This is a genomic window from Pseudomonas sp. E1BtOHC1 (genome assembly GCF_058744285.1).
Genome location: NZ_CP196023.1, coordinates 4,446,376 through 4,470,337, shown reverse-complemented (window position 1 = coordinate 4,470,337; position 23,962 = coordinate 4,446,376). Strand labels below are relative to the sequence as shown.

General features: G+C 64.0%; 23 protein-coding genes. 12 read left to right on the top strand and 11 right to left on the bottom strand.

Annotated elements, in window-relative coordinates:
- Positions 1–67: 67 nt before the first annotated feature.
- Complete coding sequence (locus ACSSVC_RS20145; protein ID WP_346634323.1) at positions 68–982, top strand: LysR family transcriptional regulator; 915 nt, start codon at positions 68–70, stop codon at positions 980–982.
- A gap of 93 nt (positions 983–1,075) precedes the next feature.
- On the opposite strand, the gene ACSSVC_RS20140 is transcribed toward ACSSVC_RS20145, so the two are convergent.
- Positions 1,076–1,204, bottom strand: coding sequence for a hypothetical protein (locus ACSSVC_RS20140; RefSeq protein WP_256596732.1), 129 nt, complete (start codon positions 1,202–1,204; stop codon positions 1,076–1,078).
- A gap of 171 nt (positions 1,205–1,375) precedes the next feature.
- On the opposite strand from ACSSVC_RS20140, the gene ACSSVC_RS20135 reads away from it, so the two are divergent.
- Positions 1,376–1,564: a hypothetical protein gene (locus ACSSVC_RS20135; RefSeq protein ID WP_042941707.1), complete on the top strand. Its 189-nt coding sequence runs from the start codon at positions 1,376–1,378 to the stop codon at positions 1,562–1,564.
- Between the two features lie 17 nt (positions 1,565–1,581).
- Here ACSSVC_RS20135 and ACSSVC_RS20130 read toward each other — a convergent pair whose 3' ends face one another.
- A complete protein-coding gene (locus ACSSVC_RS20130; RefSeq protein WP_346634324.1) occupies positions 1,582–1,962 on the bottom strand; it encodes a fe2+ zn2+ uptake regulation protein in 381 nt (126 codons plus the stop codon).
- A gap of 300 nt (positions 1,963–2,262) precedes the next feature.
- Here ACSSVC_RS20130 and pvdQ point away from each other — a divergent pair, with 300 nt between their 5' ends.
- Entirely contained in the window at positions 2,263–4,596 is a 2,334-nt protein-coding gene (pvdQ, locus tag ACSSVC_RS20125) for a bifunctional acylase PvdQ (protein WP_492611243.1), read from the top strand.
- 52 nt (positions 4,597–4,648) lie between these two features.
- Here the strand turns inward: pvdQ and ACSSVC_RS20120 are convergent, their stop codons facing one another.
- Positions 4,649–5,650 (bottom strand): FecR family protein, encoded by a 1,002-nt coding sequence (locus tag ACSSVC_RS20120; RefSeq protein WP_404936930.1) that lies wholly within the window; start codon positions 5,648–5,650, stop codon positions 4,649–4,651.
- A gap of 290 nt (positions 5,651–5,940) precedes the next feature.
- Between ACSSVC_RS20120 and ACSSVC_RS20115 the strand changes: the two genes are divergently transcribed.
- Positions 5,941–6,978 (top strand): Ldh family oxidoreductase, encoded by a 1,038-nt coding sequence (locus tag ACSSVC_RS20115; protein WP_346634327.1) that lies wholly within the window; start codon positions 5,941–5,943, stop codon positions 6,976–6,978.
- Between the two features lie 55 nt (positions 6,979–7,033).
- On the opposite strand, the gene ACSSVC_RS20110 is transcribed toward ACSSVC_RS20115, so the two are convergent.
- Positions 7,034–7,354, bottom strand: a complete 321-nt coding sequence (locus ACSSVC_RS20110; RefSeq protein WP_123725292.1) for an ElaB/YgaM/YqjD family protein — start codon at positions 7,352–7,354, stop codon at positions 7,034–7,036.
- 222 nt (positions 7,355–7,576) lie between these two features.
- On the opposite strand from ACSSVC_RS20110, the gene ACSSVC_RS20105 reads away from it, so the two are divergent.
- On the top strand, positions 7,577–7,831 hold the full coding sequence (locus tag ACSSVC_RS20105) for a hypothetical protein (protein WP_011061196.1): 255 nt from the start codon (positions 7,577–7,579) through the stop codon (positions 7,829–7,831).
- On the opposite strand, the gene ACSSVC_RS20100 is transcribed toward ACSSVC_RS20105, so the two are convergent.
- A complete protein-coding gene (locus ACSSVC_RS20100; protein WP_123725290.1) occupies positions 7,803–8,738 on the bottom strand; it encodes a LysR family transcriptional regulator in 936 nt (311 codons plus the stop codon). The genes ACSSVC_RS20105 and ACSSVC_RS20100 overlap by 29 nt on opposite strands.
- Positions 8,739–8,822: 84 nt before the next feature.
- On the opposite strand from ACSSVC_RS20100, the gene ACSSVC_RS20095 reads away from it, so the two are divergent.
- A complete protein-coding gene (locus ACSSVC_RS20095; protein ID WP_446440504.1) occupies positions 8,823–9,743 on the top strand; it encodes a carbon-nitrogen hydrolase family protein in 921 nt (306 codons plus the stop codon).
- Between the two features lie 14 nt (positions 9,744–9,757).
- On the opposite strand, the gene ACSSVC_RS20090 is transcribed toward ACSSVC_RS20095, so the two are convergent.
- The gene (locus tag ACSSVC_RS20090; protein ID WP_430962729.1) at positions 9,758–10,306 is read right to left on the bottom strand and encodes a GNAT family N-acetyltransferase; all 549 of its coding nucleotides are present in this window, start codon (positions 10,304–10,306) and stop codon (positions 9,758–9,760) included.
- Positions 10,303–11,217, bottom strand: coding sequence for a LysR family transcriptional regulator (locus ACSSVC_RS20085; RefSeq protein WP_492611242.1), 915 nt, complete (start codon positions 11,215–11,217; stop codon positions 10,303–10,305). Before ACSSVC_RS20085 ends, ACSSVC_RS20090 begins: the two co-directional genes overlap by 4 nt.
- A gap of 127 nt (positions 11,218–11,344) precedes the next feature.
- On the opposite strand from ACSSVC_RS20085, the gene ACSSVC_RS20080 reads away from it, so the two are divergent.
- A complete protein-coding gene (locus ACSSVC_RS20080) occupies positions 11,345–12,883 on the top strand; it encodes an MFS transporter (protein ID WP_404936919.1) in 1,539 nt (512 codons plus the stop codon).
- On the opposite strand, the gene ACSSVC_RS20075 is transcribed toward ACSSVC_RS20080, so the two are convergent.
- Entirely contained in the window at positions 12,884–14,137 is a 1,254-nt protein-coding gene (locus ACSSVC_RS20075) for a ferredoxin reductase family protein (protein WP_346634339.1), read from the bottom strand.
- Positions 14,138–14,642: 505 nt separating this feature from the next.
- On the opposite strand from ACSSVC_RS20075, the gene glsB reads away from it, so the two are divergent.
- Positions 14,643–15,551 carry a glutaminase B gene (glsB, locus tag ACSSVC_RS20070; protein ID WP_268561460.1) on the top strand — a complete coding sequence of 303 codons (909 nt, stop codon included), beginning with the start codon at positions 14,643–14,645 and terminating at the stop codon, positions 15,549–15,551.
- A gap of 3 nt (positions 15,552–15,554) precedes the next feature.
- On the opposite strand, the gene ACSSVC_RS20065 is transcribed toward glsB, so the two are convergent.
- Both ACSSVC_RS20065 and ACSSVC_RS20060 read right to left on the bottom strand, forming a co-directional pair.
- The gene (locus ACSSVC_RS20065) at positions 15,555–16,016 is read right to left on the bottom strand and encodes an LEA/WHy family protein (protein WP_346634340.1); all 462 of its coding nucleotides are present in this window, start codon (positions 16,014–16,016) and stop codon (positions 15,555–15,557) included.
- A 73-nt stretch (positions 16,017–16,089) separates the two neighbouring features.
- Positions 16,090–17,529: a nucleobase:cation symporter-2 family protein gene (locus ACSSVC_RS20060; RefSeq protein ID WP_346634341.1), complete on the bottom strand. Its 1,440-nt coding sequence runs from the start codon at positions 17,527–17,529 to the stop codon at positions 16,090–16,092.
- A gap of 258 nt (positions 17,530–17,787) precedes the next feature.
- Between ACSSVC_RS20060 and ACSSVC_RS20055 the strand changes: the two genes are divergently transcribed.
- The 3 genes from ACSSVC_RS20055 to ACSSVC_RS20045 all read left to right on the top strand — a co-directional run bounded on the left by ACSSVC_RS20055 (position 17,788) and on the right by ACSSVC_RS20045 (position 21,849).
- The gene (locus ACSSVC_RS20055) at positions 17,788–18,300 is read left to right on the top strand and encodes an RNA polymerase sigma factor (RefSeq protein ID WP_346634342.1); all 513 of its coding nucleotides are present in this window, start codon (positions 17,788–17,790) and stop codon (positions 18,298–18,300) included.
- A complete protein-coding gene (locus ACSSVC_RS20050; RefSeq protein ID WP_492611241.1) occupies positions 18,293–19,249 on the top strand; it encodes a FecR family protein in 957 nt (318 codons plus the stop codon). The genes ACSSVC_RS20055 and ACSSVC_RS20050 overlap by 8 nt, the downstream gene beginning before the upstream one ends.
- A gap of 161 nt (positions 19,250–19,410) precedes the next feature.
- Entirely contained in the window at positions 19,411–21,849 is a 2,439-nt protein-coding gene (locus tag ACSSVC_RS20045; protein ID WP_492612579.1) for a TonB-dependent receptor, read from the top strand.
- Between the two features lie 22 nt (positions 21,850–21,871).
- On the opposite strand, the gene ACSSVC_RS20040 is transcribed toward ACSSVC_RS20045, so the two are convergent.
- Positions 21,872–22,765: a LysR family transcriptional regulator gene (locus tag ACSSVC_RS20040; protein WP_346634344.1), complete on the bottom strand. Its 894-nt coding sequence runs from the start codon at positions 22,763–22,765 to the stop codon at positions 21,872–21,874.
- 168 nt (positions 22,766–22,933) lie between these two features.
- On the opposite strand from ACSSVC_RS20040, the gene speB reads away from it, so the two are divergent.
- Positions 22,934–23,893 (top strand): agmatinase, encoded by a 960-nt coding sequence (gene speB / locus ACSSVC_RS20035; RefSeq protein ID WP_346634345.1) that lies wholly within the window; start codon positions 22,934–22,936, stop codon positions 23,891–23,893.
- Positions 23,894–23,962: the final 69 nt, after the last annotated feature.

Below are 23,962 nucleotides of genomic sequence, written 5' to 3'. Positions count from 1 at the left end.
AAGACCTATAAACCAGCTAAAAGCGCTATCACTATTATCATTATCTAAATAATCGCGAGCCTGTTTCATGGACCGTTTCAACGCCATGCGCGTCTTCACCCGGATTGTCGAGCTGGGCGGTTTCGCCAGGGCCGCCGAGGATCTGCACATGCCGGCAGCCTCGGTCACCATCCTGATCAAGCAACTGGAAGCTCACCTGGGTGTGCAGCTTTTGCACCGCACCACCCGCCAGGTCCGCCCCACCCTGGACGGCGCCGCCTATTACCAGCGCTGCGTGCGCCTGCTGGCGGACCTGGAGGAGGCCGAAGCGGCCTTCTCGGTCACCCGGCACAACCCGCGGGGGCTCTTGCGCATCGATATGCCGGTGGGAATCGGTCGGCTGATCGTGATTCCCGCGTTGCCGGAGTTCTCTGCCCGCTACCCGCTGATCGAACTGGAGATCGGCCTCAATGACCGCCCCGTGGATCTGATCCGTGAGGGGGTGGATTGCGCCTTGCGGGGCGGCCCGGCCCTGGACGACAGCCTGGTGGCCCGGCCGCTGGTGCAATTGCAACAAGTGACGTGCGCCAGCCCCGGCTACTTGCAGCAGCGGGGAACGCCCCAGTCGCCGGCAGACCTGGAAGGGCATCGGATGGTGGAGTATTTCTCCAGCGTCAGCGGCAAACGTTATGGTCTGGAGTTCTACATCGATGGCCAGTTGCGCCCGATGGAGTTGCCCAAGCAGGTGGCGGTCAACAGTGCCGACGGCTACCTGGCGGCCTGCGAAGCCGGTTACGGACTGGTGCAGACGCCGTATTACAACGTTGCCCGACAGTTGCGGGCCGGAGTCTTGCGAGAGGTCCTGGAGGATTTTCCGGTGCCGTCGCTGCCGCTGACCGCCATGTATCCGCCCCAGCGTCATCTGTCCACCCGGGTGCGGGTGTTCGTCGACTGGCTGCTGGAGTTGTTCGCCCGCCCTGGCAATGGCACCTCGCGACCCTGAAGGCTTGCCGCAAAGAGCAGAACGCCCGCGGCGGGGCGGGCGTTGGCTGGGGGAGTGGCAGATTCAGCGGGGCCGATGAACTGGCCGGATGACTCAGCGGTGGTAGTAGCCCGGGCCGCCGTCGTAGTAACGGTGATGCCCGCCATCGCGGGGCATGATGATGCAGCCTGACAGGGTCAGGATTGCCAGCAGGGGAATCAGCAGTGTGATTCGACGGAACATTTCTCAATCCTCAAAGGGCACGGGGAACTCGACAGGACGATGAAGGAGAAAAATCTCCTTCGCGCCTGTACCATGTGACCCCGATTTCCCCGGCGCATCCCCGAATCCGGGTATGTGCTTGGCATCGTTCTTGATACACAGCGGATACATTTTCAGCTTCAGGACCCCGCAATGACCCAGTCACAACGCTTGAAATACTCGATCCTGATTTCCCTGGTGGTACTGGGGATCATGCTTGGCCTTTCCTACCTGCAGAACCACGGCGTCATCAGCGAAAAACTGTTCCAGTACATCGCCATTGGTGTGGCGGTGGTCGTGGTGGTGATCAATGGCGTGATGCGCCGCAAGGTCAAGCCCTGAACCGTGGCTCGACCGTCTCAGGAGAGACCGTCGAGCACCGCTGCGGCCTGCTGGTGCAGGCTGTAGCTCTTGTCGGCATTGAGGGTCAGGACGCCCTCGGTGCACAGGCGCTTCAAGACTTCCCGGACGCTTAGAAACGACAGCGGAATATCCAGTTCCAGCAGTTGACTGTGAACCCCCCGCACACCCAGGGAGCGCTCGCTCTGGGCTGCTGTGAGCAGGGCGTCGATGACTTTCAGGCGAATCAGACTGGTGCGCAGGCCAAAGCTTTTCAGCAGGTGCTTGATTCGTTCATTACTGTTGCGCTCGGCGTTCTTGCCGAAGACACCGGCGCCGGCATTCAGGGAAGGCGTGTTGTTCACGGTGATGCCGTCCATTGGCAGTTGCGGGTTGTACATGCAAAAACTCCTTATCAGAGCCTTATCAGGAAAAGAATGATGGGTGCTCTAGTAACTAGACGTACGAGCACGGCAAATCATGAAGCCCAGGATGTAGAAAATTTGTCGGTATCAAGTTGCTGACATGTCATTGGCCGGTCCGTGCCGACCTCTTGGGGGTAATTTTTTCTGCGCTGATTCGTCCATAGGGTCAGGCAGGCGTCGGTTGATCCGTGCGCGGCTGGATTCCCAGACTGGCGGCGTTGCCAAACCCTTCCTGCACACCAGTCCTGGTTCTGTATTTTTGCATCAGGAGTCGGCGTGATCATTTCCAGGCAGTTACCGCATTTTTGCCTTGCAGCCTTGTTTCTAAGTTTCAGTTGCGGTGCCTACGCACTGGCGCAGCCTGAACAGACCCGTGCCGAGATTCGCCGCACCAGCTTTGGTGTCCCGCATATCCGTGCCAGCGACGAGCGCGGCCTGGGCTACGGCATCGGTTACGCCTACGCCCAGGACAATCTGTGCCTGATGGCCAATGAAGTGCTGACGGTGAACGCCGAGCGGGCCAAGTACTTCGGTGCCGAAGGCCAGACTCTGGAGCAACGGGACAACCTGAGCAGCGATGTGTTTTTCAGTTGGCTGAACACGCCCCAGGCGGTAGCCGGCTTCTGGCAGGCACAGACCCCGGCGGTGCGTGAGCGCATGCAGGGTTATGTTGAGGGCTACAACCGCCAGTTGGCGGAGCGCCGGGTCCAGGGGCTGCCCGAGCAGTGCCAGGGCGACTGGGTACGGCCGCTGGCTACCTCGGACCTGGTAAAGCTGACTCGGCGCTTGCTGGTGGAAGGCGGCGCCGGTCAGTTCGCCGAGGCCCTGGCGGGAGCCACGCCGCCGGGCGTCACCGCCCAGGCGGCACTGAGCGAACGTCGCTGGCAACTGGCAGCAGTCCGCCAGCAAGGTTTTGCCCTGGACCGTGGCAGCAATGCCGTGGCCATCGGCAGCGAGCGTTCGTTCAACGGTCGCGGCCTGCTGCTGGCCAACCCGCATTTCCCCTGGGTCGGCGCCATGCGTTTCTATCAGATGCACCTGACCATTCCCGGTCAGTTGGATGTGATGGGGGCGGCCTTGCCGGGCCTGCCGCTGATCAATATAGGTTTCAACCAGCACTTGGCCTGGACCCACACGGTGGATGCGTCCAAGCATTTCACCCTGTACCGCCTGCAATTGGACCCCAAGGACCCGACCCGCTATCTGCTGGACGGTCGCTCCCAACCCCTGGAGCGCCAGACGGTCACGGTGCAGGTCAAAGGCCAGGATGGCCAATTGCACAGCCAGTCGCGGACGCTCTACAGCTCGGTCTTCGGCCCGGTGGTGCAGTGGCCTGGGGAACTGGACTGGGACCGCGAACATGCCTACAGCCTGCGTGATGCCAACCTCGACAACACCCGGGTGCTGGCCCAGTGGTATGCGATGAACCAGGCCAACAGCGTGACCGGCCTGCAAGACAGCGTGCATCAGTTGCAGGGCATTCCCTGGGTCAACACCCTGGCGGTGGACGACCAGGGCCGTGCGCTTTACATGAACCAGTCGGTGGTGCCCAACGTCACCCAGGCCAAGCTGGCCCAGTGCAGCGATCCACGGATCGGCACTCAGGTCATCGTCCTCGACGGCTCCCGCAGCACCTGTGCCTGGGATATCGACCCGGCGGCGGCCCAGCCGGGTATTTTCGCCGCCGGCCAATTGCCGCAACTGGCCCGCAACGACTACTTGCAGCACTCCAATGACTCGGCCTGGATGGTCAACCCGGCGGCGCCGCTGCAGGGCTTCTCGCCGGTGATCAGCCAGCAGGATGTGCCCCTGAAGATGCGCGCGCGTTTCGCCCTGGATCGCTTGAGCCGGATGCCCAAGGCCCAGGTCAGCGATCTGCAGCATATGGTCACCGATGATCAGGTGTACCTGGCCGGTCAGGTGATGCCGGACCTGCTGCAATTCTGCGCGCAGGACCTGGGCCCCGACGCCCGGCGACTGGCCACGCTGTGCGCCAGCCTCAAGTCCTGGGATCGCAGTGCCGGGCTGCAGACGGGCCTGGGGTTCGTGCACTTCCAGGGCATCATGCAGCCGTTGCTGCAGAGTCCCGACATCTGGCGTGTGGCCTTCGACCCCAAGGACCCGCAGCACACGCCACGGGGGTTGGCCATCAGCCGTCCGTCAGTGGCCCAGGCCCTGCGTGAGGCGATGCTGGCCTCGGCGCAGCAAGTGGAGCAGGCCGGGCTGGGCGCCGATGTGCGCTGGGGCGATATCCAGCAGGTGAGCCAGGGTGGGCGGCCGACCCCGGTGCCTGGCGGCCCGGAAAGCCTGGGGGTGTACAACGCTATCCAGAGCGTGCCGGGTGCCGACGGCAAGCGCGAGGTGGTGAGCGGCACCAGCTACCTGAATGTGGTCAGTTTCGACGAGCAGGGGCCGCGAGCCCTCGGGCTGCTGGCGTTTTCCCTGTCCAGCGATCCGGCGTCGCCGCACTTTCGCGACCAGACCGAGGCCTTTGCCCGGAATCAGTGGAGTGTGCTGCCCTTTACCGAAGCGCAGATCCGCGCCGATGGCCAGTATCAGTCGCAACTGATCCAGGAGCCGCGGCGGGATTGGCAGCCATTGCTCAAGTAGTGGATGTCAGCGGTTGAAGTGAATCGAGGCCGCCCCCGCAACGGGGCGGCCTTCAGCTTTTTGGCGGCGACTGAGGCAACGAGTTGATCACCGGGTTGCCTTCGCGATTGCGCGTCAGGTAGACCGGCAGCACCTTGGGCAGCGAAGTCAGCAGGCTCTTGATCTCCCGGGTGTTGTAGATGCCGCCGACGCGGATCTTGCCGGTCGAGTTGTCAGCCAGTTGCACCGGGGTGTCCAGGTAGCGATTGATCAGCGGCAGGGCATCGCTGAGGGCCAGGTTGTCCAGCACCAGCTTGCCGTTGCGCCAGGCCAGAGAACTGTCGTTGCTGTAGGTCTGGCTGATCTGCGGCGCGTAGTCGCCATCCTTGTAGCGGGCCTGCATACCCGGCTCCAGGCGGAAGCCTTCGCCGGGCAGGGCAGTATTGCTGGTGACCAGCACCGAGCCCTGGAGCAGGGTGACCCGTACCTGATCTTCATACATCCACACGTTGAACTGGGTGCCGGTGACCTTGACCTGGCCATGGGCGGCCTTGACCACGAACGGATGGCTGCTGTCGTGGCTGACCCTGAAGAACGCCTCACCCTTTTTCAGAGTGACCCGGCGCTGATCCTTGTAGTTGCTGTAGGTCAGGCTGCTGCCCAGGTTCAGTTCCACCTGGCTGCCGTCGGCCAGGGTCACATTGCGCAGACTGTCGCCGGCTTCGAAGCGTTCGTAGGACGACGGCAGCCAGCCCAGCTCCCAGCCGCTGTAGGCGGCCAGGGGCAGGGCGCACAGGGCGACGGCAGCGGCCACGCCGTAATGTTGCCAGGTGCGTCGAGGGGCAAGCTTGACCGGAGTCGGTGCCAGTGTGGAGGGAGGCAGTTGATCGGCCACTTCCCATATCTCCCGCATCGCCTCGTATTCGAAAGCGTGCAGGGGGTCGGCATCATGCCATTGCTGAAAGGCCAGACGCTCCGCATCGCTGCAGTCGGCTTCATGCAGGCGCATGCACCATTGCGCCGCAGCTTGGGTAATGGCGTCGTATTCGGCTTCTGAGAGGATCTGTTCGCTCATTGACTCTTCCTGATTTCCCGCATTCTACCCTCCGCCGTAAGGCTTGTAGAACAGGCGTCATGGCTAATGCGCATCAAAGTGAACTTATTTTCATCTGCCACGCCTTGAAAACACGCTGTGTATCGAAAGTGTCTACAAATCGGCAAGCCTGACGACAGTGTCTGTGTGTCAGCAACACTGGCACCTTCCCTGCAACCCATGGGATCGGGTTGACAGGGCCAACAGTCGCCGTTGTTTAATCGACGGGTCACATGCTGTCGCCCCCTCCAATAATTACTCTGGAGCTTCAGATGTCTGCATCATCCCCGGTTGTTGAAACGCCCTGCCAATACCTCTCTCTACCCGCTCTGGTGCAGTTGCTGGAGACGATTTTCCTGCGCCATGGCTGCCGCGCCGAAGTGGCCCGCTGCCTGGCCGAGAACTGCGCCGCTGCCGAGCGCGACGGTGCCCAGAGTCATGGTGTGTTCCGTATTCCCGGTTATGTCTCGACCCTGGCCAGTGGCTGGGTCGATGGTCGGGCGGTGCCTGTGGTGGAGGACGTTGCGGCAGCCTTTGTCCGGGTCGACGCCGGCAACGGCTTTGCCCAGCCGGCCCTGGCGGCCGCTCGCGAGCTGCTGGTGAACAAGGCCCGCAACGCCGGGATCGCGGTGCTGGCGATCCGTAACTCGCACCATTTCGCTGCACTCTGGCCAGATGTCGAGCCCTTTGCCGAAGAGGGGCTGGTGGCCCTGAGCGTGGTTAACAGCATGACCTGTGTCGTCCCCCACGGCGCCGACCGGCCGTTGTTCGGCACCAATCCGATTGCCTTCGCCGCCCCCCAGGCCCAGGGCCAGCCGATCGTCTTCGACCTCGCCACCAGTGCCATCGCCCACGGCGATGTGCAGATCGCCGCGCGCAAGGGCGAGCGCTTGCCCCTTGGCATCGGCGTCGACAGCCTGGGACAGCCGACCCAGGACCCCAAGGCGATTCTCGAAGGGGGCGCCTTGCTGCCGTTTGGCGGCCACAAAGGTTCGGCCCTCTCGATGATGGTGGAGTTGCTGGCCGCGGCCCTGACCGGAGGTCACTTTTCCTTCGAGTTCGACTGGTCCAATCACCCCGGGGCGAAGACGCCCTGGACCGGGCAATTGCTGATCGTCATCGACCCGAGCAAGGCTGCCGGACAGAACTTCGCCGAGCGCAGTCAGGAACTGGTGCGGCAGATGCATGCGGTGGGACTCAAGCGTTTACCGGGGGATCGTCGGCATCAGCAGCGCGAGCGCTCGCTGCAAAAGGGAATCGCCATGGGCGTGGAGCAACTGCAGCAGCTGCGGGCGCTGGCGCAGGACTGAAACGAAAAAAGGGCCAGGCCGCCACTGGCGCGCCTGGCCCTGGAGCGGGGGGCGGTTACGAACGCCGGCCCAGCAACAGGCCGACCACCAGGCCAAAGCCGGCGGAGATGGCCACGGTCTGCCACGGGTGGCCACCGATGTATTGCTCGGTGGCATCCACCACCGGTTTGCTGCGCTCGCGCACGTTGCTGACCGATTCCAGCGCCTGCTTGAGCTTGAGGCTCACTTGCTGGCGCAAGCTTTCACCTTCTTCGCCCACCAGGCTGGCGCTGCCCTTGAGCAGCTTTTCCGATTCTTCGATCAGCGCCTGCAGTTCGCTGAAGGCCTGGTCCTTGATTTGATCGCTTTCCGCTTGCGCGGCAGATTTACGAGCCATGAAGTTTTTCCTTGGAAATATCGCCGCTGGTGCAACGCCAGCCTCTGTTGCTGGGCCGATTGCTGCCTTTGCCAGCGGCTACAGGTGAATGGGTGGCAAGCAATGGAGTTCGGCGCGGGGGCAAAAGTTGCAGCCATTTTGCGCCTTGCTCGCCACCCTTGAGTAAAACCCTCAGCCCCTACAGTGTAAGATGGCGCCTATTTTACGCAGCAGGAATTTCCCATGAGTTTCAATCTGGCTAACAAGACCCTGGCCGAACGCGCCGCCATCGAGGACGAGAAGTCCCGTCTGTTCGACTTGTGGCAGAGCAACCTGGGCAAGGCCAAGGGCGAGGCGGCACGGCTGTTCGGCGAGCGCGGCAAGCGCAAGGGCAAATGGGCCGAGTGGGTTCGTGCAGAACTGGACGGCATGTCGCCGCCGGAGTACTCCAACATGGTGCGCAGTGAAGTCAATCGGCTGATGGCGGCGAACAAGTAATCGCGAAACTCTCGACAATCGCTTCACGCACCTTCACCAGCAGCGGGTCGATCTGCGGGCTGGTGCGCCAGCCCAGTTCGATCGGATAGCGCGGCAGCGCCAGGGGGCAGGGCAGCAGTTGCAGGCCGGTGAACTCGGCGATGCGCCGCGCGGCATGGGCGGGAATGGTCGCCACCGCCTGGCTGCCCTTGAGCAGAAAGGGCAGCGCGGCAAAATGCGTGGTCGAGGCGCAGACCTGACGACTGAGTCCCAGATTCGCCAATCCTTCATCGGTGATGCCGATAAACCCTTGTGACGACACCAGCAGGTGTTCGCGCCGAACGAATTCTTCGAGGTCGATCTGCCGTTGCCCGGGGGCCAGGCTGGCCGGGTCCGCCAAACACAGGTAGTCGCCTTCCCCCAGCACCTGCCGACTGAGCAGGCGCTCGGCAAAGCCACCGGCGCTGATGGCCAGGTCGACGCTGCGCTGCAACAGCGCCTCGGCGACGATCTGGCTGTGGGTCTGGCGGAAGATCAGTCGCAACTTGGGTGCGCGGCGGGCCACGGCTTCGATCAGGCGCCGGCCGTAGGCAATCTCGAAATCATCCGACAGGCCGACCGTCACCGAGCGTCCCTGATAGTCGGCGCTGTCCGGGGCGACCATGGCCAGGCTCTGGCGGCATTTGTTCAGGGCCTCAGTGACCACCGGCTTCAATTGATTGGCCTTGAGAGTCGGCGCCAGGCCGCGGCCGGTGCGAACGAACAATTGATCGCCATACAACTCGCGCAGGCGGCGCAAGGCCGCACTCATGGCCGATTGGGTCACTCCCAGGCGCAGGGCCGCGCGGCTGGCGCTGGACTCGTCATGTAGGGCTTCGAAAGCCTTGAGCAGGTTGAGGTCGACGCTGGCGATATTCATCTGGTTCATATCATTAAGCACTGAGTTGGGGTTTATCGATGATCAGCGGCCGCAGGACAATGCGCAACACCTGATCGTACGAGGAGTCATGTCATGCCCAAGTCCATAGTCGCTGCCCTGCAAATCGGTGCCCTGCCAGAAGGCAAGGCCGCCACCCTGGAGCAGATCCTCTCCTATGAGGGCGCCATCATCGACGCGGGTGCGCAGTTGGTGGTGATGCCCGAAGCGCTGTTGGGGGGCTATCCCAAGGGCGAAGGCTTCGGCACCCAACTGGGTTACCGCTTGCCCGAGGGGCGTGAAGCCTTTGCCCGTTACTTTGCCAATGCCATTGATGTACCCGGGGTCGAGACCGAAGCTCTGGCCGGTTTGTCGGCCCGAACCGGGGCCAATCTGGTGCTGGGGGTGATCGAGCGCAGTGGCAGCACCCTGTATTGCACGGCGCTGTATTTCGATCCGCAGCAGGGGCTCGTGGGCAAGCATCGCAAACTGATGCCCACCGGCACCGAGCGCCTGATCTGGGGCCAGGGCGACGGCTCGACTCTGCCAGTGCTGGACACCCAGGTGGGCCGGGTCGGCGCGGTGATCTGCTGGGAAAACATGATGCCGTTGCTGCGCACCGCGATGTACGCCCAGGGCATCGAAGTCTGGTGCGCGCCTACGGTGGACGAGCGCGAGATGTGGCAGGTGAGCATGCGTCACATCGCCCATGAAGGTCGTTGTTTCGTGGTCAGCGCCTGTCAGGTCCAGGCCTCGCCCCAGGAACTGGGGCTGGAGATTGCCAACTGGCCGGCAGAGCGCCCGCTGATCGCCGGTGGCAGCGTCATCGTGGGGCCCATGGGCGACGTATTGGCCGGGCCGCTGGTGGGGAGCAGCGGGCTGATCAGCGCCGAGATCGACACGGCTGACCTGGTGAAGGCCCGCTATGACTACGACGTGGTCGGCCACTATGCGCGTCCGGATGTGTTTGAACTGAGCGTGGACCAACGCCCCCGATCCGGGGTGCGCTTTATCTGACTCGCCGGCGTTGTTCAGCGTCGGCGGCGCCACTGTTCGCGGGTGATTTCCCAGATGTCCAGGGGGAAATGCCCGCCGACAAAGTCGCCGCTCTCGGAGCGGACCAGGCGCATGCCGCCGCGCTCGGAGATTCGCCGCGAGCCCTGGTTCGGCGCAGCCTTGGGCACCCGCATCAGCGGTTGTTGCAGCACTTCGAACCAGAATTCGTCGACCACGGTGCAGGCTTCGCTCATGTAACCCTGGCCTTGCCACGGCGGGGCCAGCCAGAAGCCGCGGTTGTTGTCGGCTTCGTTCATCAGGCTGATGCTGCCGATCATTTGCTCCGGTTCGCTGCGCAGACGGATTGTCCAGTGCCATTCTGTGCCCCGGGCCATTGCCGGCAGGGCCATGTCCCGCAGGTAGCTCAGGGCGCCGTCGGCCGGGTAGGGCCAGGGCACCACGGCATTGAGGTAGCGCACCACTTCCCACTGCGGGAACAGCTGCTGGATGGCCTCGGCGTCCGCCAGTTCCAGGGGGCGCAGCAGCAGGCGTTCGGTGTGCAGGGTCGGAACAGGGTCGATCATGAGCGGGACTCCTTGTGGGGGTTGCCTAGCCTCAGTCGCTGGCTGAGAAAGTCGACGAAGACCCGCAATTTTGGCAGCAAGTGCCGGCTGCTGGGCCAGAGAATGGAGAACTTGCCGCGCTCTTGCTGATAGTCGTCCAGCACCGAGATCAGGCTGCCGTCGGCCAGGGCGCCACAGACCACGAATTCGGGCACGTAGGCGATGCCCAGGCCCTGGCTTGCGGCGTGGATCAACGACTCCAGGTTGTTGCTGGTCAGGGTGCTGCCCAGTACCAGCGGTGGCGCGCCGTCGGGCAGGCGCAGACTCCATGGCTGCAGCACGCTGCCGCCGGGGAACTTGTAGCGCAGACAGGCGTGCTGCTCCAGGTCCCGGGGGGTGTGAGGGATGCCGCGCTGGGCAAAGTAGCCGGGGGCGCCGATCAGCACGAAGCCGAAGGGGCCGAGGCTCCTGGACTTGAGTTGGGAGTCTGGCAGCTCGCCGCTGCGGATCACCGCGTCGACGCCTTCGGCGATCACGTCGATCAGCCGGTCGTTGAAGTCCAGGTCCAGCTCGATGTCCGGATAGCGTGCGGCGAATTCCGGCAGGATCGGCAGCAGCATGCGATAGCCGATGGCGGGCAGGCTGACCCGCAGCCGGCCCCGGGGCTTGTCGCTGATCCGCGCCAGCTCGGCCTCGGCCTCCAGCACCTCGTCGACGATACGCTGGCCGCGCTCGTAGAACAGCGCGCCTTCGTCCGTCAGGCTCAGACGCCGGGTACTGCGATTGAGCAGGCGTACGCCGAGTCGTTGTTCCAGGCGCGCCAGGGCCTTGCCCACCGCTGAGGCGGACAGTCCAAGACGCTCGCCGGCCCCCACCAGGCTGCCGCTCCGGACTACGCAGACAAACACTTGCAGGCCGTTAAGGTTGTCCATCTCTCACCTCGATTGCAGCGTTTTTGTCCGTAAAGAGCGGAAGAATGCCTGGTTTTTTGCCTATTGCGGCACCTCTATCATGGATTTTTCTGCAAATCGCCCGGGTTGTCAGGGCTGAGAGGTGTGCGTGAATCCTGAACTCGAATTGTCCCTGAGGCCGGCGGCCCGCGCCCGCGAACGGGCTTCCTATGGGGTACTGGCCGCGGTCTGTCTGGCGGCCTTGATGTTGCCCCTGACCTTTGTCGGCGTGGCGGTGGCGACGCCGGCCATTGGCCGCGAACTGGGGGGCAGCCCGCTGGCCCTGAGCTGGACCACCAACGCCTTCATGCTGACCTTCGGCAGTGTGCTGATGGCGGCCGGCACCCTGGCCGATGAGTACGGTCGCAAGCGTTTGTTCAGCCTGGGGGTGGCGCTGTTCGGCCTGAGCTCCCTGGCCCTGGTGTTCGTGCCGTCGCTGCTGTGGCTCAACTTGTTGCGCGGGGTCCAGGGCCTGGCAGGCGCCGCCGCCCTGGCCGGTGGCTCGGCCGCCCTGGCCCAGGCCTTCGAAGGACCGGCGCGAACCCGCGCCTTCAGCCTGCTGGGCACCACCTTCGGCGTCGGTCTGGCCTTTGGGCCGATCCTGGCCGGGGTGCTGATCGAGCACAGCGGCTGGCGCGGGATCTTCGTCTCCGGGGCGCTGATCGGCGGCTTGTCCCTGGGCTTTGGTGTGCCGCGCATGGAGGAGTCCCGGGACCCCGAGGCCCAAGGCGTGGACTGGCCCGGCACCTTGAGTTTCACCCTGGCCCTGGTGCTGCTCACCTGGGGCATTCTGCAGGCGCCCCAGAGTGGTTGGGACAGCCCCTGGGTCCTGTTGTTGCTGGCGGGAGCGCTGTTGGCGCTGGGGCTGTTCATTGTTGTGGAACGCCGGGCCTTTCGGCCGATGCTTGACCTGTCGCTGTTTCGCTACCCGCGCTTTGTCGGGGTGCAAGTGCTGCCCATCGCCACCTGCTACTGCTACGTGGTGCTGCTGATCCTGCTGCCGATCCGCTTTATCGGCGTCGAAGGCTACAGCGAGATCGACGCCGGAATCCTGATGATGGCCCTGTCGGCGCCGATGCTGGTGGTGCCCTTTGCCGCAGGTTGGCTCAACCGCTGGTTCAGCGCTGGCAACCTGTCGAGCCTGGGTTTGCTGGTGGCTGCCGGCGGGCTGTTCTGGCTCAGTCGGATCGAACCGGGGCAGGCCGCTGTCGAGCGGGCCTGGCCATTGCTGGTGATCGGCCTGGGCAGCGGATTGCCCTGGGGCTTGATGGATGGGCTGTCGGTGAGCGTGGTGCCCAAGGAGCGGGCCGGCATGGCCAGCGGCATCTTCAGTACCACCCGGGTGGCGGGTGAGGGCATAGCCCTGGCCTTAGTGGTGGCGCTGCTGGCGGGGCTGTTGCAACACCGCCTTGCAAGCCTCGCGGCGCCGGGAGAGTCGCTGCTGCTGGCCGCGCGGCAGTTGGCCGGTGGCGATCTGAAGGCCAGCGCCGGGTCCTTGCCAGCGTTGACCCGGGAGGGGGTGCTGCACCTCTACTCCGAGGCGTTCAGCCAGCTGTTGCAGGTGTTGATGGTCATCACCCTGCTGTCTGCCCTGGTGGTGAGGGTGGCGTTGCATGAGCCGCGCCACCCGCATCAGGCCGGCGACTGATCAGCGGAATTCGAAGAACTCATAGTGCAGGTTGCCTTCGGGAATCCTGTACTCGTTCATCAGTTCCCGCACCTGGGCCAGCAGGCCCTTGGGTCCGCAGAAGCTGATCTGGATCTGCTGCGGGTCGGTTTCCGTGGCCGTGCGCTTGAGGGTCTGGGCCAGGGATTGAGTGCCGCCGCTGTTGGCGACGAAGTCCACACCACGGGCCTGGGCCATGCCTTGCAGGGTGTCGACGCTGGGAAAGGCCCGAGACGGGTTGTAGCAGTACACCAGGGTCGCCTTGTCGAACTGCCCGGCGGCCGAATCCTGCAGCCAGGAAATGAACGGCGAGATGCCTACGCCGCCGCCAATCCAGATTTCCCGAGCCGCTTCCCGAGGCCGCTTGAAGCGGCCATAGGGCGCGTAGAGGTCAGCGCGCATGCCGGGTTGCACCTGCTTGCGCAACCGTTGGGTGTAGTCGCCGAGGGCGCGGATCACGAATTCGATGCGCCCGTCTTCGGTCTGGGCGCTGGCGATGGTGAAGGGGTGCGGCTCGCGCAGGCCTTTTTCCTGCATCGACAAAAAGGCGAACTGGCCGGCCTTGAACGGAAAGCCCCGACCCAGGGGCTGCAGTTCCAGGTGCAGGGAGTTCTTTTCCACCTTGACCGCGCTCACTTGGTACTCGCCGACCTTGGCCACGAAAGGGTAGAGCAGCAGCTTGTATAGGGCCCCGAGCACCCCGAGGATGCACAGCGCGCCGAGCCAGAGACCCGAGGGCGAGTCCAGGGTGATGGGCGACTTGAAGCTCAGCCAGTGCAGGATGACGATCAAAAACAGCGGGCCGGACAGCTTGTGCCACCAGCGCCACTGGCTATAGGGAATGTTGCGGTTCAGCGCCAGGAGCACGATCAGGCCCAGGGCCACGTAGCTCAGCTGGCGCACCAGGCGGGTCCAGTACTTCGACAGTTCGAGGATCGGCACGCTGTTCCATTCTTCCAGGTTGGCCTTGAACACCAGGTGATAGCTGGCGAACGCCAGGGCCCAGATGCCCAGCCATTTATGCGCTTCGTAGACCCGGTCGAGGCCGCCGAACAGGCGCTCGACAAAACCCCAGCGGGCAGCCAGCAGGCAGGACAGGGCCATGTAGGCCAGGGCGGCGCTGCCCAGGATCATGCTCAGGGTGGCGGAGGTCAGCCAGGTGGCGGAAGGAATCTCCAGCAGGAGGGTGAAGGTGGTGATCAGCAGGACACCAACGATCGTGTGCCAGGTTTTCAAGGGTGCATGACTCCGCTCAGGAAATGCCGTCATGGCGTGAACATCGACTGCCGCAAAGGGCCCCTTTGCAACGGGTGGGTGCTGCCAAAGGGAGCGATGTATGGAGTGGTGTGGCGCTGAGATTAAGCTGGATATGACAGGTTTTTCGCGCGTGACCGGATGCCATTCTAGCGCTTAAACCTTAATTCAAGCTGATGCTGGTCATGGATTCGGTTTTTTATGATTGCTAAAAATGATCGAATATCAATTGCATTTCGATTTCATGTGCAGGGCGTTGGCGCGGCTGGCGGGTAGGAGCCGGCGTGCCGGCGAAGGGGCTCTGGAGACCTGTGCAGGGCCTGGATTGTTTTCGCTGGCAAGCCAGCGGCTACGGGATGGCGTAGGCCCGGCTAGCGCCTGCGAAGTGGCGGCGGATTTGCACTCGGGTGTGCTGCGCAGGCCCTGGCGCGCGTCTAGCAGCCATAGCCCCGCAGCCGTATCGGGGCCCGTGATGATGAGCCCGACCATGCAAGCCCTGTTGAACCAGATCCTCGATGAAGTCCGCCCCCTGATCGGCCAAGGCCAGGTCGCCAACTACATTCCAGCCCTGGCCGATGTGCCGGCCAATCAGCTGGGGATTGCCGTGTATGGCAACGACGGCCAGGTGTTCAGCGCCGGTGACGCCGATACGCCGTTTTCAGTGCAGAGTATTTCCAAGGTCTTCAGTCTGGTGCAGGCCATCGGCCATTCCGGCGAGGCGATCTGGGAGCGCCTGGGTCATGAGCCTTCGGGGCAGCCGTTCAATTCCCTGGTGCAGCTGGAGTTCGAGCGTGGTCGGCCACGCAACCCCTTTATCAACGCCGGGGCTCTGGTGATCTGCGACATCAACCAGTCGCGGTTCGCCGCGCCGGCCTTGTCCATGCGCGACTTTGTCCGGCGTCTGTCGGGCAACAGTCAGGTGATGGTGGATGGCCGGGTGGCCGATTCGGAATACCAGCACCGTGCCCGCAACGCGGCCATGGCCTACCTGATGCAGTCCTTCGGCAACTTCCATAACGATGTGGAGGCGGTACTGCGCAGTTATTTCAGTCACTGCGCCTTGCGCATGAGCTGTGTCGATCTGGCCCGAGCGTTCTGCTTTCTGGCCAACGACGGTTTCTGCAAGCACAGCGGCGAGCAGATCCTCAGCCGGCGGCAGACTCAGCAGGTCAACTCGATCATGGCCACCAGCGGGCTGTACGACGAAGCCGGCAATTTCGCCTATCGGGTCGGCTTGCCGGGCAAGAGCGGGGTGGGCGGGGGGATTGTCGCGGTGGTGCCGGGGCAGTTCACGGTGTGCGTGTGGTCACCGGAACTCAACAGCGCCGGTAACTCCCTGGTGGGCATGGCGGCCCTGGAGCTGCTCAGCCAACGCATCGGCTGGTCAGTGTTCTAGGACTTACCAGGCGCCCGGGTTGCTCAGGCTGATCTGCCCGCGATCGATGAAACGCTGGGTGCCGAACAGGCCGCCGGCCAGCTTGCCTCGCAGTACATAGGGCAGGTTGTCCAAGGTCTGGGTCTGGCTCAGGCCCAGGGTCTGGCGCAGTACGGAAAACGCCGAGACGCTGACTGGAATCACCAGGATGTCCTCCGAGTAACGGCCGATATGCCCGCGCTGGTCGCTGACCCCGGACGCCAGCGGGCGGCCGTTGACTTCCAGGTCCAGGGCGACGCCGTTGTAGTCGATGGCGTTTTCGTTGGGGTTCTGCAGGCGCAGTTTCACCGCGAAGCGCATTTCCAGTTCCTGGCTGGGCAGCGGCTCGATGCCCACCACGTTGATCGCCAGGGGATCGCGGTTGGGCAGCAGGGCACAGGCGCTCAGACTGAGCAGTACCAGGGTCAGGGCGATGAGTTTGCGCATGGAGCACCTGCTTGCAAAAAAAGGGCGGGGTGTACGACGGGCGCCGCGCACGCAGCATAGACGCCCGCCAGCCTCAGGAGTTCGCTTTGCCGCTCATGTCCGGGTCCTGCATGACCTTGAGGGTCGCCGCTTCGGGGTCGAATTCATCCTCCTCCAGCTCGAGGAACTCCTCCGGCAGGAAAATGTTGAGGAAGATCGCGCAGAAGGCGCCCACGGTGATCGGCGATTCGAAGATGTTATGCAGCGCCTTGGGCAGCTCACGCAGGACTTCCGGCACCGCCGCCACCCCCAGGCCCATGCCTAAGGAAATGGCCACGATCAGCACGTTGCGCCGATGCAGGCCGGCTTCGGCGAGGATCTTGATCCCGGCCACGGCCACGGTGCCGAACATGATCAGGGTGGCACCGCCCAGCACCGGCTTGGGCATCAGTTGCAGCACCGCGCCGATCACCGGGAACAGCCCCAGCAACACCAGGAGCCCGGCAATGAAGTAGGCCACGTAGCGGCTGGCCACGCCGGTCAACTGGATCACGCCGTTGTTCTGGGCAAAGGTCACCATCGGCAGGCTGTTGAACACCGCTGCCACCGCCGAGTTGAAACCGTCTGCCAGCAGCCCGGACTTGATGCGTTTGATGTATAGCGGACCCTTGACCGGCTGCTGGGAAATCATCGAGTTGGCAGTCAGATCGCCGGCCGCTTCCAGGGGCGAAATCAGGAAGATCACCGCCAGAGGAATGAAGGCGATCAGGTCGAAGGAAAAACCGTACTTGAACGGCACCGGCACGCTCACCAGCGGCACCTCGGGCATGGCCGCCATGTCCACCCGGCCGAGCATCCACGCCACCACGAAGCCCAGGGTCAGGCCGATGACGATCGAGCCCAGGCGCAGCATCGGGTGGTTGAAGCGGTTGAGCACGACGATGGTCAGCAGCACCAGGGCCGCCAGCCCCAGGTTGCTCGCCGCGCCCAGGTCGCTGGCGCCGTAGCCGCCGGCCATGTCGGTGACCGCTACCTTGATCAGCGACAGGCCCATCAGGGTAATGATGGTGCCGGTGACTACCGGGGTGATCAGCTTGCGCAGCTTGCCGATGAACTGGCTGAGGAACATCTCGATAAAGGCTGCGACAAAGCAGATGCCGAAGATGGTGGAGAGGATCTCGTGGGTGTCGCCGCCACGCCCCTTGACCATGAAGCCGGCGCTGAGCAGCACGCTGATAAAGGAGAAACTGGTGCCCTGCACGCACAACAGGCCGGAACCGATGGGTCCCAGGCGCCGGGCCTGGACGAAGGTGCCCAGGCCGGAGACGAACAGCGCCATGCTGATCAGGTAGGGCAGTTCGCTCTCAAGCCCCAGCACGCCGCCGAAGATCAGGGTCGGGCTGATGATGCCGACGAAACTGGCCAGCACGTGCTGCAGGGCGGCGAAGATCGCCGCGCTGAAATGCGGACGGTCATTGAGGCCGTAGATCAGGTCGGACTTGTAACGGGGAGGGGAACGATCAGGTGCGGTCATGGGAGAAGGCCTGCCAGTGGCGTGCGAATACAGCAAGGCGCACGCCGGAATGTGGACGGGACTTGGGCCGCATCGTCATGTCATCGGACAAGACTTGCGCACCCGGTCAGAAAAAAGGAGGCGCAGGATGCCAGAAAGGTACCGCTGTCAGAAGGGCAAACAGGCGGAAAAGCGCAACTTTGCAGGGATACGAAAGATACTGTTTCTCATTTGCCGTTGTGGAATAATCCGCCTCCCCGATTTGCGGACCTTCCCTCGATGCTGCCCATACCCAGCCTGCTGCGCAGCTTTCAAGAGCACTACGACGACTTGCTGAGGTTTCTCACCCGGCGTATGAGCGATCGCCAACGGGCGGCGGACGTGGCCCAGGAGACCTACCTCAAGCTGCTCAAGGTCGACCAGCAGACAGTGGCGGTGCAGAACGATCGCCGTTTCATTTTTCGCGTTGCCGGCAACCTGGCCATCGATACCCTGCGCCGCGAGCAGCGCCTGGCGGCCAATCTCAGCGACACCCAGGAACACCGTGAAGTGGTGGACCCGGCACCGGCGCCGGAAGCGGTGCTGCTGGCCAAGGAACGCCTGGCAGTGCTCGACGAGGCCCTGCAGCAACTTTCGGAGAATGCCCGTCAGGCCTTGCTGCTCAATCGCCTGGAAGGCCTGACCCAGGCGCAGATTGCGTTACGGCTGGGCGTTTCCGAAAGCATGGTGGCAAAATACATCGGCCAGGCCCTGCGCCATTGCCGCGACTGGTTGCAACAGCATCATGAGTGATTCCCCCTTGCCAGTCGCCGACACCCCCATGACCGAACACCCCGAAAGCCTTGAAGACGCTGCGATCCAATGGCTGGTGTTGCTGCACTCCGGCAGCGCCACGGCGGCCCAGCGCATGGCCTATCAGCAATGGCGCCAGACCAGCCCGGCCCACGCGGCAGCAGCGCAAGCGGCGCAGCAGTTGTGGGGCGACCTGGGCCAGACCCAGGCCGCCCAACAGCACCGGGCGGCGACGCCCCCCCGTTCCTGGCGTGGGTGGCCGGCGCTGGCGGCTTCCCTGGTACTGGCCGTGGCCAGCGGCGTCGGCTGGTTGCAGTGGCCGGCCCTGACCTCGGACTACCACACCGCTGTCGGCCAACAACAGAACATCACCCTGGCGGACGGTTCCAGGGTCACGCTCAATAGCGGCAGCGCATTGTCGGTGGCTTATTCGGCGGGTGAGCGCCGGGTGATCCTGCAAGCTGGCGAAGCGCTGTTCGAGCCCGTTGCCGACCCGCAGCGGCCGTTTGTGGTGCAGGCCGACGCCCAGTCTCTGCACAGTGCCGCCAGCGCCTTCAGCCTGCGCCGCGACGGCAGCCGGTTGACGGTGGTGGTGCGCGAAGGCCAGGTGCAGTTCACTGGCGATCATGCGCCGGTGCTGCTCCAGGCCGATCAGCGTCTGCAGTATCAATCCGGCCAGCCGCTGCTGGCCCAGCAAGCCGTGGACGCTGCCAGTCTCACCGCCTGGCAGCGGGGCAAGCTGATTTTCAACGGTCGCCCCCTGGGGGAGGTGATCGGCGAGCTGGAGCGTTATCAGCACGGGCGCATTCTGATCTCCGATAGCCAGCTGGCGGCCCTGGCCATCAGCGGTGTGTTCGATCTGCACGACCCTCAGGGTTCGCTGCAGGCCTTGCAGCAGCGCTATCCGCTGCAGGTGACCTACCTGCCGTGGCTGGCGGTTTTGCACTGAGTCGATTTTTTTTGCTTGGGGCACTGCAAGTTCTTTCCCGGCCAATCGTCGTAGTGAGACTGAGAAGACAATCATTCTCATTGACGTCATTTCAACGGGCTGGGAAGGAACACGTGAAAGCTATGTTCAAGCTGTCGATACTGGGGCGCGGTCAACACATCATGCGCCGCACATTACTGGCCCAGGCGCTGTTCGCCGGCGCCGTGAGCCCGCTGCTGGCCCAGGCACAGGACGCCAGCTCTGCCAGCCAGGGCAGCAGCACCCAGGAGCGCCGGGTGGCGCTCAAGCTGCCGGCCCAGTCCCTGGATCAGGCGCTGACCCGTTTTGCCGATCAGGCCGATCTGCGCCTGCTGTACACCACCGCTGATGTGGACGGCCTGCAAGCGCCGGCCCTGAACGGTGAGGTTACGGTGGCCCAGGCCCTGCAGACGCTGCTGGCCGGCAGCGGCATGAGCTGGTCCTTCAGCGATTCGCGCACGGTGATCCTGCGTCGCGCCACGGCCCCGGCCGCCAGCCTCAACCTCAAGCCGACCCAGGTCAGCGTGGCGTCGCGTACCAGCACCGCCATCAGTGAGATCCCCGGCACGGTGTGGGTGGTGGAGCAGAGCCAACTGCGTGAGCAACTGAGCACCGGAGTCAGCCTCAAGGAAGCCATCGGCAAGCTGGTGCCGGGCCTCGACCTGGCCCCTGAAGGGCGCACCAACTATGGCCAGAACATGCGCGGGCGCAACGTCCTGGTGATGATCGACGGGGTCAGCCAGAACAGTTCCCGGGGCCTGTCCCGGCAGTTCGACAGCATCTCGCCGTTCAACGTCGAGCGCGTCGAAGTGCTGTCCGGGGCCAGCGCCATCTACGGCGGCGGCGCCACCGGCGGCATCATCAATATCGTCACCAAGAAAGGCGAACCGGGCCCGGCGCGTTTCGAGACCCAGCTGGGGGCCAGCAGTGGCTTCAACAACAGCGACGACCTGAGCACCCGCATTGCTCAGTCGGTGAGCGGCGGCAACCAAGCCATCAGCGGCCGGCTGGCGGTGGCGGGGGAGCAGAACCAGGCGTTCTATGACGGCGCCGGCAAGCAGATCTTCATCGACAACACTCAGACCGACCTGCAGTACAACCGCACCCTGGACCTGATGGGCAGCCTGGCCCTGCAGTTCAACGAAGAGCAGAGCCTGGACCTGCTGGCCCAGTACTACGACTCCGGCAACCACGGCAGCACCGGTATCTATTTCCCCAACCTCAAGTACAAGGCACCGTCCAACCTGGAAGACGCCGAGCTGCGCGGCGGCTATTCCACGGACCTGGAACCGCGTACCAAGCGCCTGCTGCTCAACGCCAACTATCACCACAGTGATGTGCTGGGCCAGGACTTCTACCTGCAGGCTTCGTACCGCAAGGAAGACAACAACTTCTTTCCGTTCCCCTACTACAACAGCGGCAGTCCGGCGGGCTCCAAGGGCGTGTATTTTGCCGCGTCGCAGCAGAATTTCGAGGTCACCAGCCTCAAAGCGCTGTTCGCCAAGGAGTTCGACGCCTTCAAGCTCACCTACGGCGTGGACCTGGACCGGGAGCGCTTCAACGCCGAGCAGAGCACCTTCGACCAGGGCATCTCATCGGGCAGCGGCGGCCTCGACCTGGTGACCCTGAGCAAGGCGCCGCGCTATCCCAGCTATCGGGTCGACGGCCTGTCCGGCTACGCCCAGCTGGACTGGCATGCCACCGATAACCTGACGGTTTCCGGCGGCTACCGGCGTCAGCAGATGGACGTGGATGTCGGCCGCTTCAAGAACGTGCCCGGTGGCAGCAACGAATACGCGGTCAACCTGTACAACCTGGGCAGCATCTATGACTTCAAGAACGGTCATCAGGTCTGGGTCAATTACGGCGAGGGCTTCGATCTGCCGGACCCGGCCAAGTTCTACGGCAAGCCGGGGCTGAGCGTCGGCGACAACCCCCTGGCCGGGATCAAGAGTCGCCAGGTGGAAACCGGCTGGCGCTTCTCCGATAGCGACTGGGAGGCCCAGGCGGCGCTGTACTACATCTGGTCGGACAAGGTGATCACCACCGACCAGGCCACCCTGACCATTGACGTCAAGGACCAGAAAAGCCGCGACTACGGCTTTGAGAGCGCCCTGACCCGGCACTTCCAGAACGGCTGGGAAATGGGCGGCACCCTGCATGCCGTGCGTTCCGAGGAGGAGAACAAGAACGGCGGCTGGAGCAAGCGCGACGCCCGTTACGCCTCGCTGTCGAAACTCACCGCCTTTGTCGGCTGGAAAGGTGACAGCAGCAACGTGCGCCTGCAGGGCAACCACGCCTTCACCCTCAAGGACGATGCAGTCAAGGTCATCGACGCCACTCACAGCGTCGACGCCCCCAACACCATCGACGGTTACACCACCTTCGACCTGCTGGGCAGCCACGACACCGAGTTCGGCACCTTCAGCGGCGGTATCCAGAACCTGCTGGACAAGCAATACAGCACCGTCTGGGGCCAGCGCGCCAAGCTGTTCTACTCACCGACCTATGGGCCGGACTATCTGTACGACTACCAGGGCCGTGGCCGCACCTACACCCTGAGCTGGAGCATGGCCTACTGAGGCGCCCGGGTCTGGGCTCGGCTCAGGCAAAGGCCCGCAGCAGGTCTTCTTCGAAGGCTTGCTGGGCCTCGCCGGGAGCCTGGGCGCGGTGTCGGGCGAGGTAGAAGTCCACCTCGAAACTCAACGCGGGCTGCCCCAGGGGCTTGAGTTGACCGGCGTCCTCCCAGCTGCGGGCAAAGTGGCTGGGCAGGTAGCCGATGTGCTGTCCGGAGAGGATAAAGGCCAGGGTGCTTTCCACCTGTTCGGCCCGGGCCGAGCAACGCGGGTTCTGCAAGGGCTCGTCCGGACCGAGAAAGCGGTAGGGATGGTCGACCTGATTGGCCTGGCGCAGGGCGTCGAGGTCCGGCTGCGCCACCTCGAACAGCGGATGGCCGGCCGCGCAATACAGGTGTTGGGTTTCGCTGAACAGGCGGCGGTAGTCAAAGGCGCGCTGAACCTGGGAGAAATAGCCGATGGCCAGGTCCAGGCGCTGCTGCAGGAGCAAACGCTCCATTTCTCCAGGCATGGCGCTCATCAGTTCGATACGCACCGATTCGTCGCGCTGGCGAAAGTCGCGGATCGCCGCGGCAACCTTCTGCAACACCGACCGGTCCAGGGCTTCGGACAGCCCCAGGCGCACCTCGCCGATCAAGCGCCCGGCGACCCCGTTGGATTGATGGCGAAACACTTCGATGGACTGGAACAGCGGGCGGGTGGCGCTCAGCAGCTGTTCGCCCTTGGGGGTCAGCTTGAAGCCGGCCTTGCCTCGGCTGCACAGGCGGTAGCCGAGACGGGTTTCCAGACGGGCCATCTGCTGGCTGATGTTCGACTGGCTCAAGCCCAGCTCACCCTGGGCGGCGCTGAAGCCGCCGCACTCCACCACGCGGACGAACAGCCGCAATAGCTGCAAGTCCAGATCGTGCAATTGACCCAGCATCAAACATTACTCCTGTGGCATGTCAGCGTAACGAGGTGTGTATTTTTCTAATGTATGGGCCCGGGCAAGCTGGCGCCACCGCTTCTTCGCAGGTGCTCCTCACGCGTCGGTCTTGGTCCTCGCGTAGCGGCAGCCTCTTGCGTCAGCGCCACCCCCGAGGAGAGACCCATGGATATCGCCGATCTCAACGATCAGGCCCTGACCCGCGACAGCCTGTACGGCACCCGGGCCGAAGCCACTTACGCCGGCATCACCAGCTTCATGCGCCGGCGCTACAGCCGTGACTTGCGCGGCGTCGACCTGGTGGTCAGTGGCGTGCCCTTCGACACCGCCACCACCAACCGCCCCGGAGCACGCTTCGGGCCTCGTGGCATCCGCGCGGCCTCCGCGGGCATTGCCTGGGAGCGCCACTGGCCCTGGGCTTTCGACCCGTTCGATCATTTGGCGGTGATCGACTACGGCGACTGCGCCTTCGATCACGGCACTCCGCAATCGGTGCCCGAGCGTATCGAGGCCCATGCCCGGCGCATCCTCGATGCCGGCTGCGGGATGTTGACCCTGGGCGGCGATCATTTCATCAGCTACCCGCTGCTCAAGGCCCACCATCGGCGTCACGGGCCCCTGGCGTTGATTCACTTCGATGCCCACAGCGATACCTGGCCCGATGAAGAGGGGCAGCGCATCGATCACGGCACCATGTTCTGGCACGCCGCCCGGGAGGGCCTGGTGGACCCGAGCCGCTCGGTGCAGATCGGTCTGCGCACCACCCATGACGATCATCAGGGTTTCCAGGTGCTGGATGCGCGGCAGGTGCACCGTCAGGGCTGCGAGGCGATTGTCGCGGCGATTCGTCAACGGGTAGGGGATCACCCGGTGTACCTGACCTTTGACATCGACTGCCTGGACCCGGCGTTCGCCCCCGGTACCGGCACCCCGGTCTGTGGTGGCCTGAGCACCACCCAGGCCCTGGAGATCCTTGGCGGGCTGCGGGGGATCAATCTGGTGGGCATGGATCTGGTGGAAGTGGCCCCGGCCTATGACCATGCCGAGATCACCGCCCTGGCGGGGGCGACCCTGGCCATGGAGATGCTCTGTCTGTATGCCGCCCGGCACAAGGTCGACCGCTGATTCGTGGCCTGTCTTGCCCCGCAAGCCTCCTGACACTGACTGTCAGGAGGCTCTGATATTCTGCGCCGG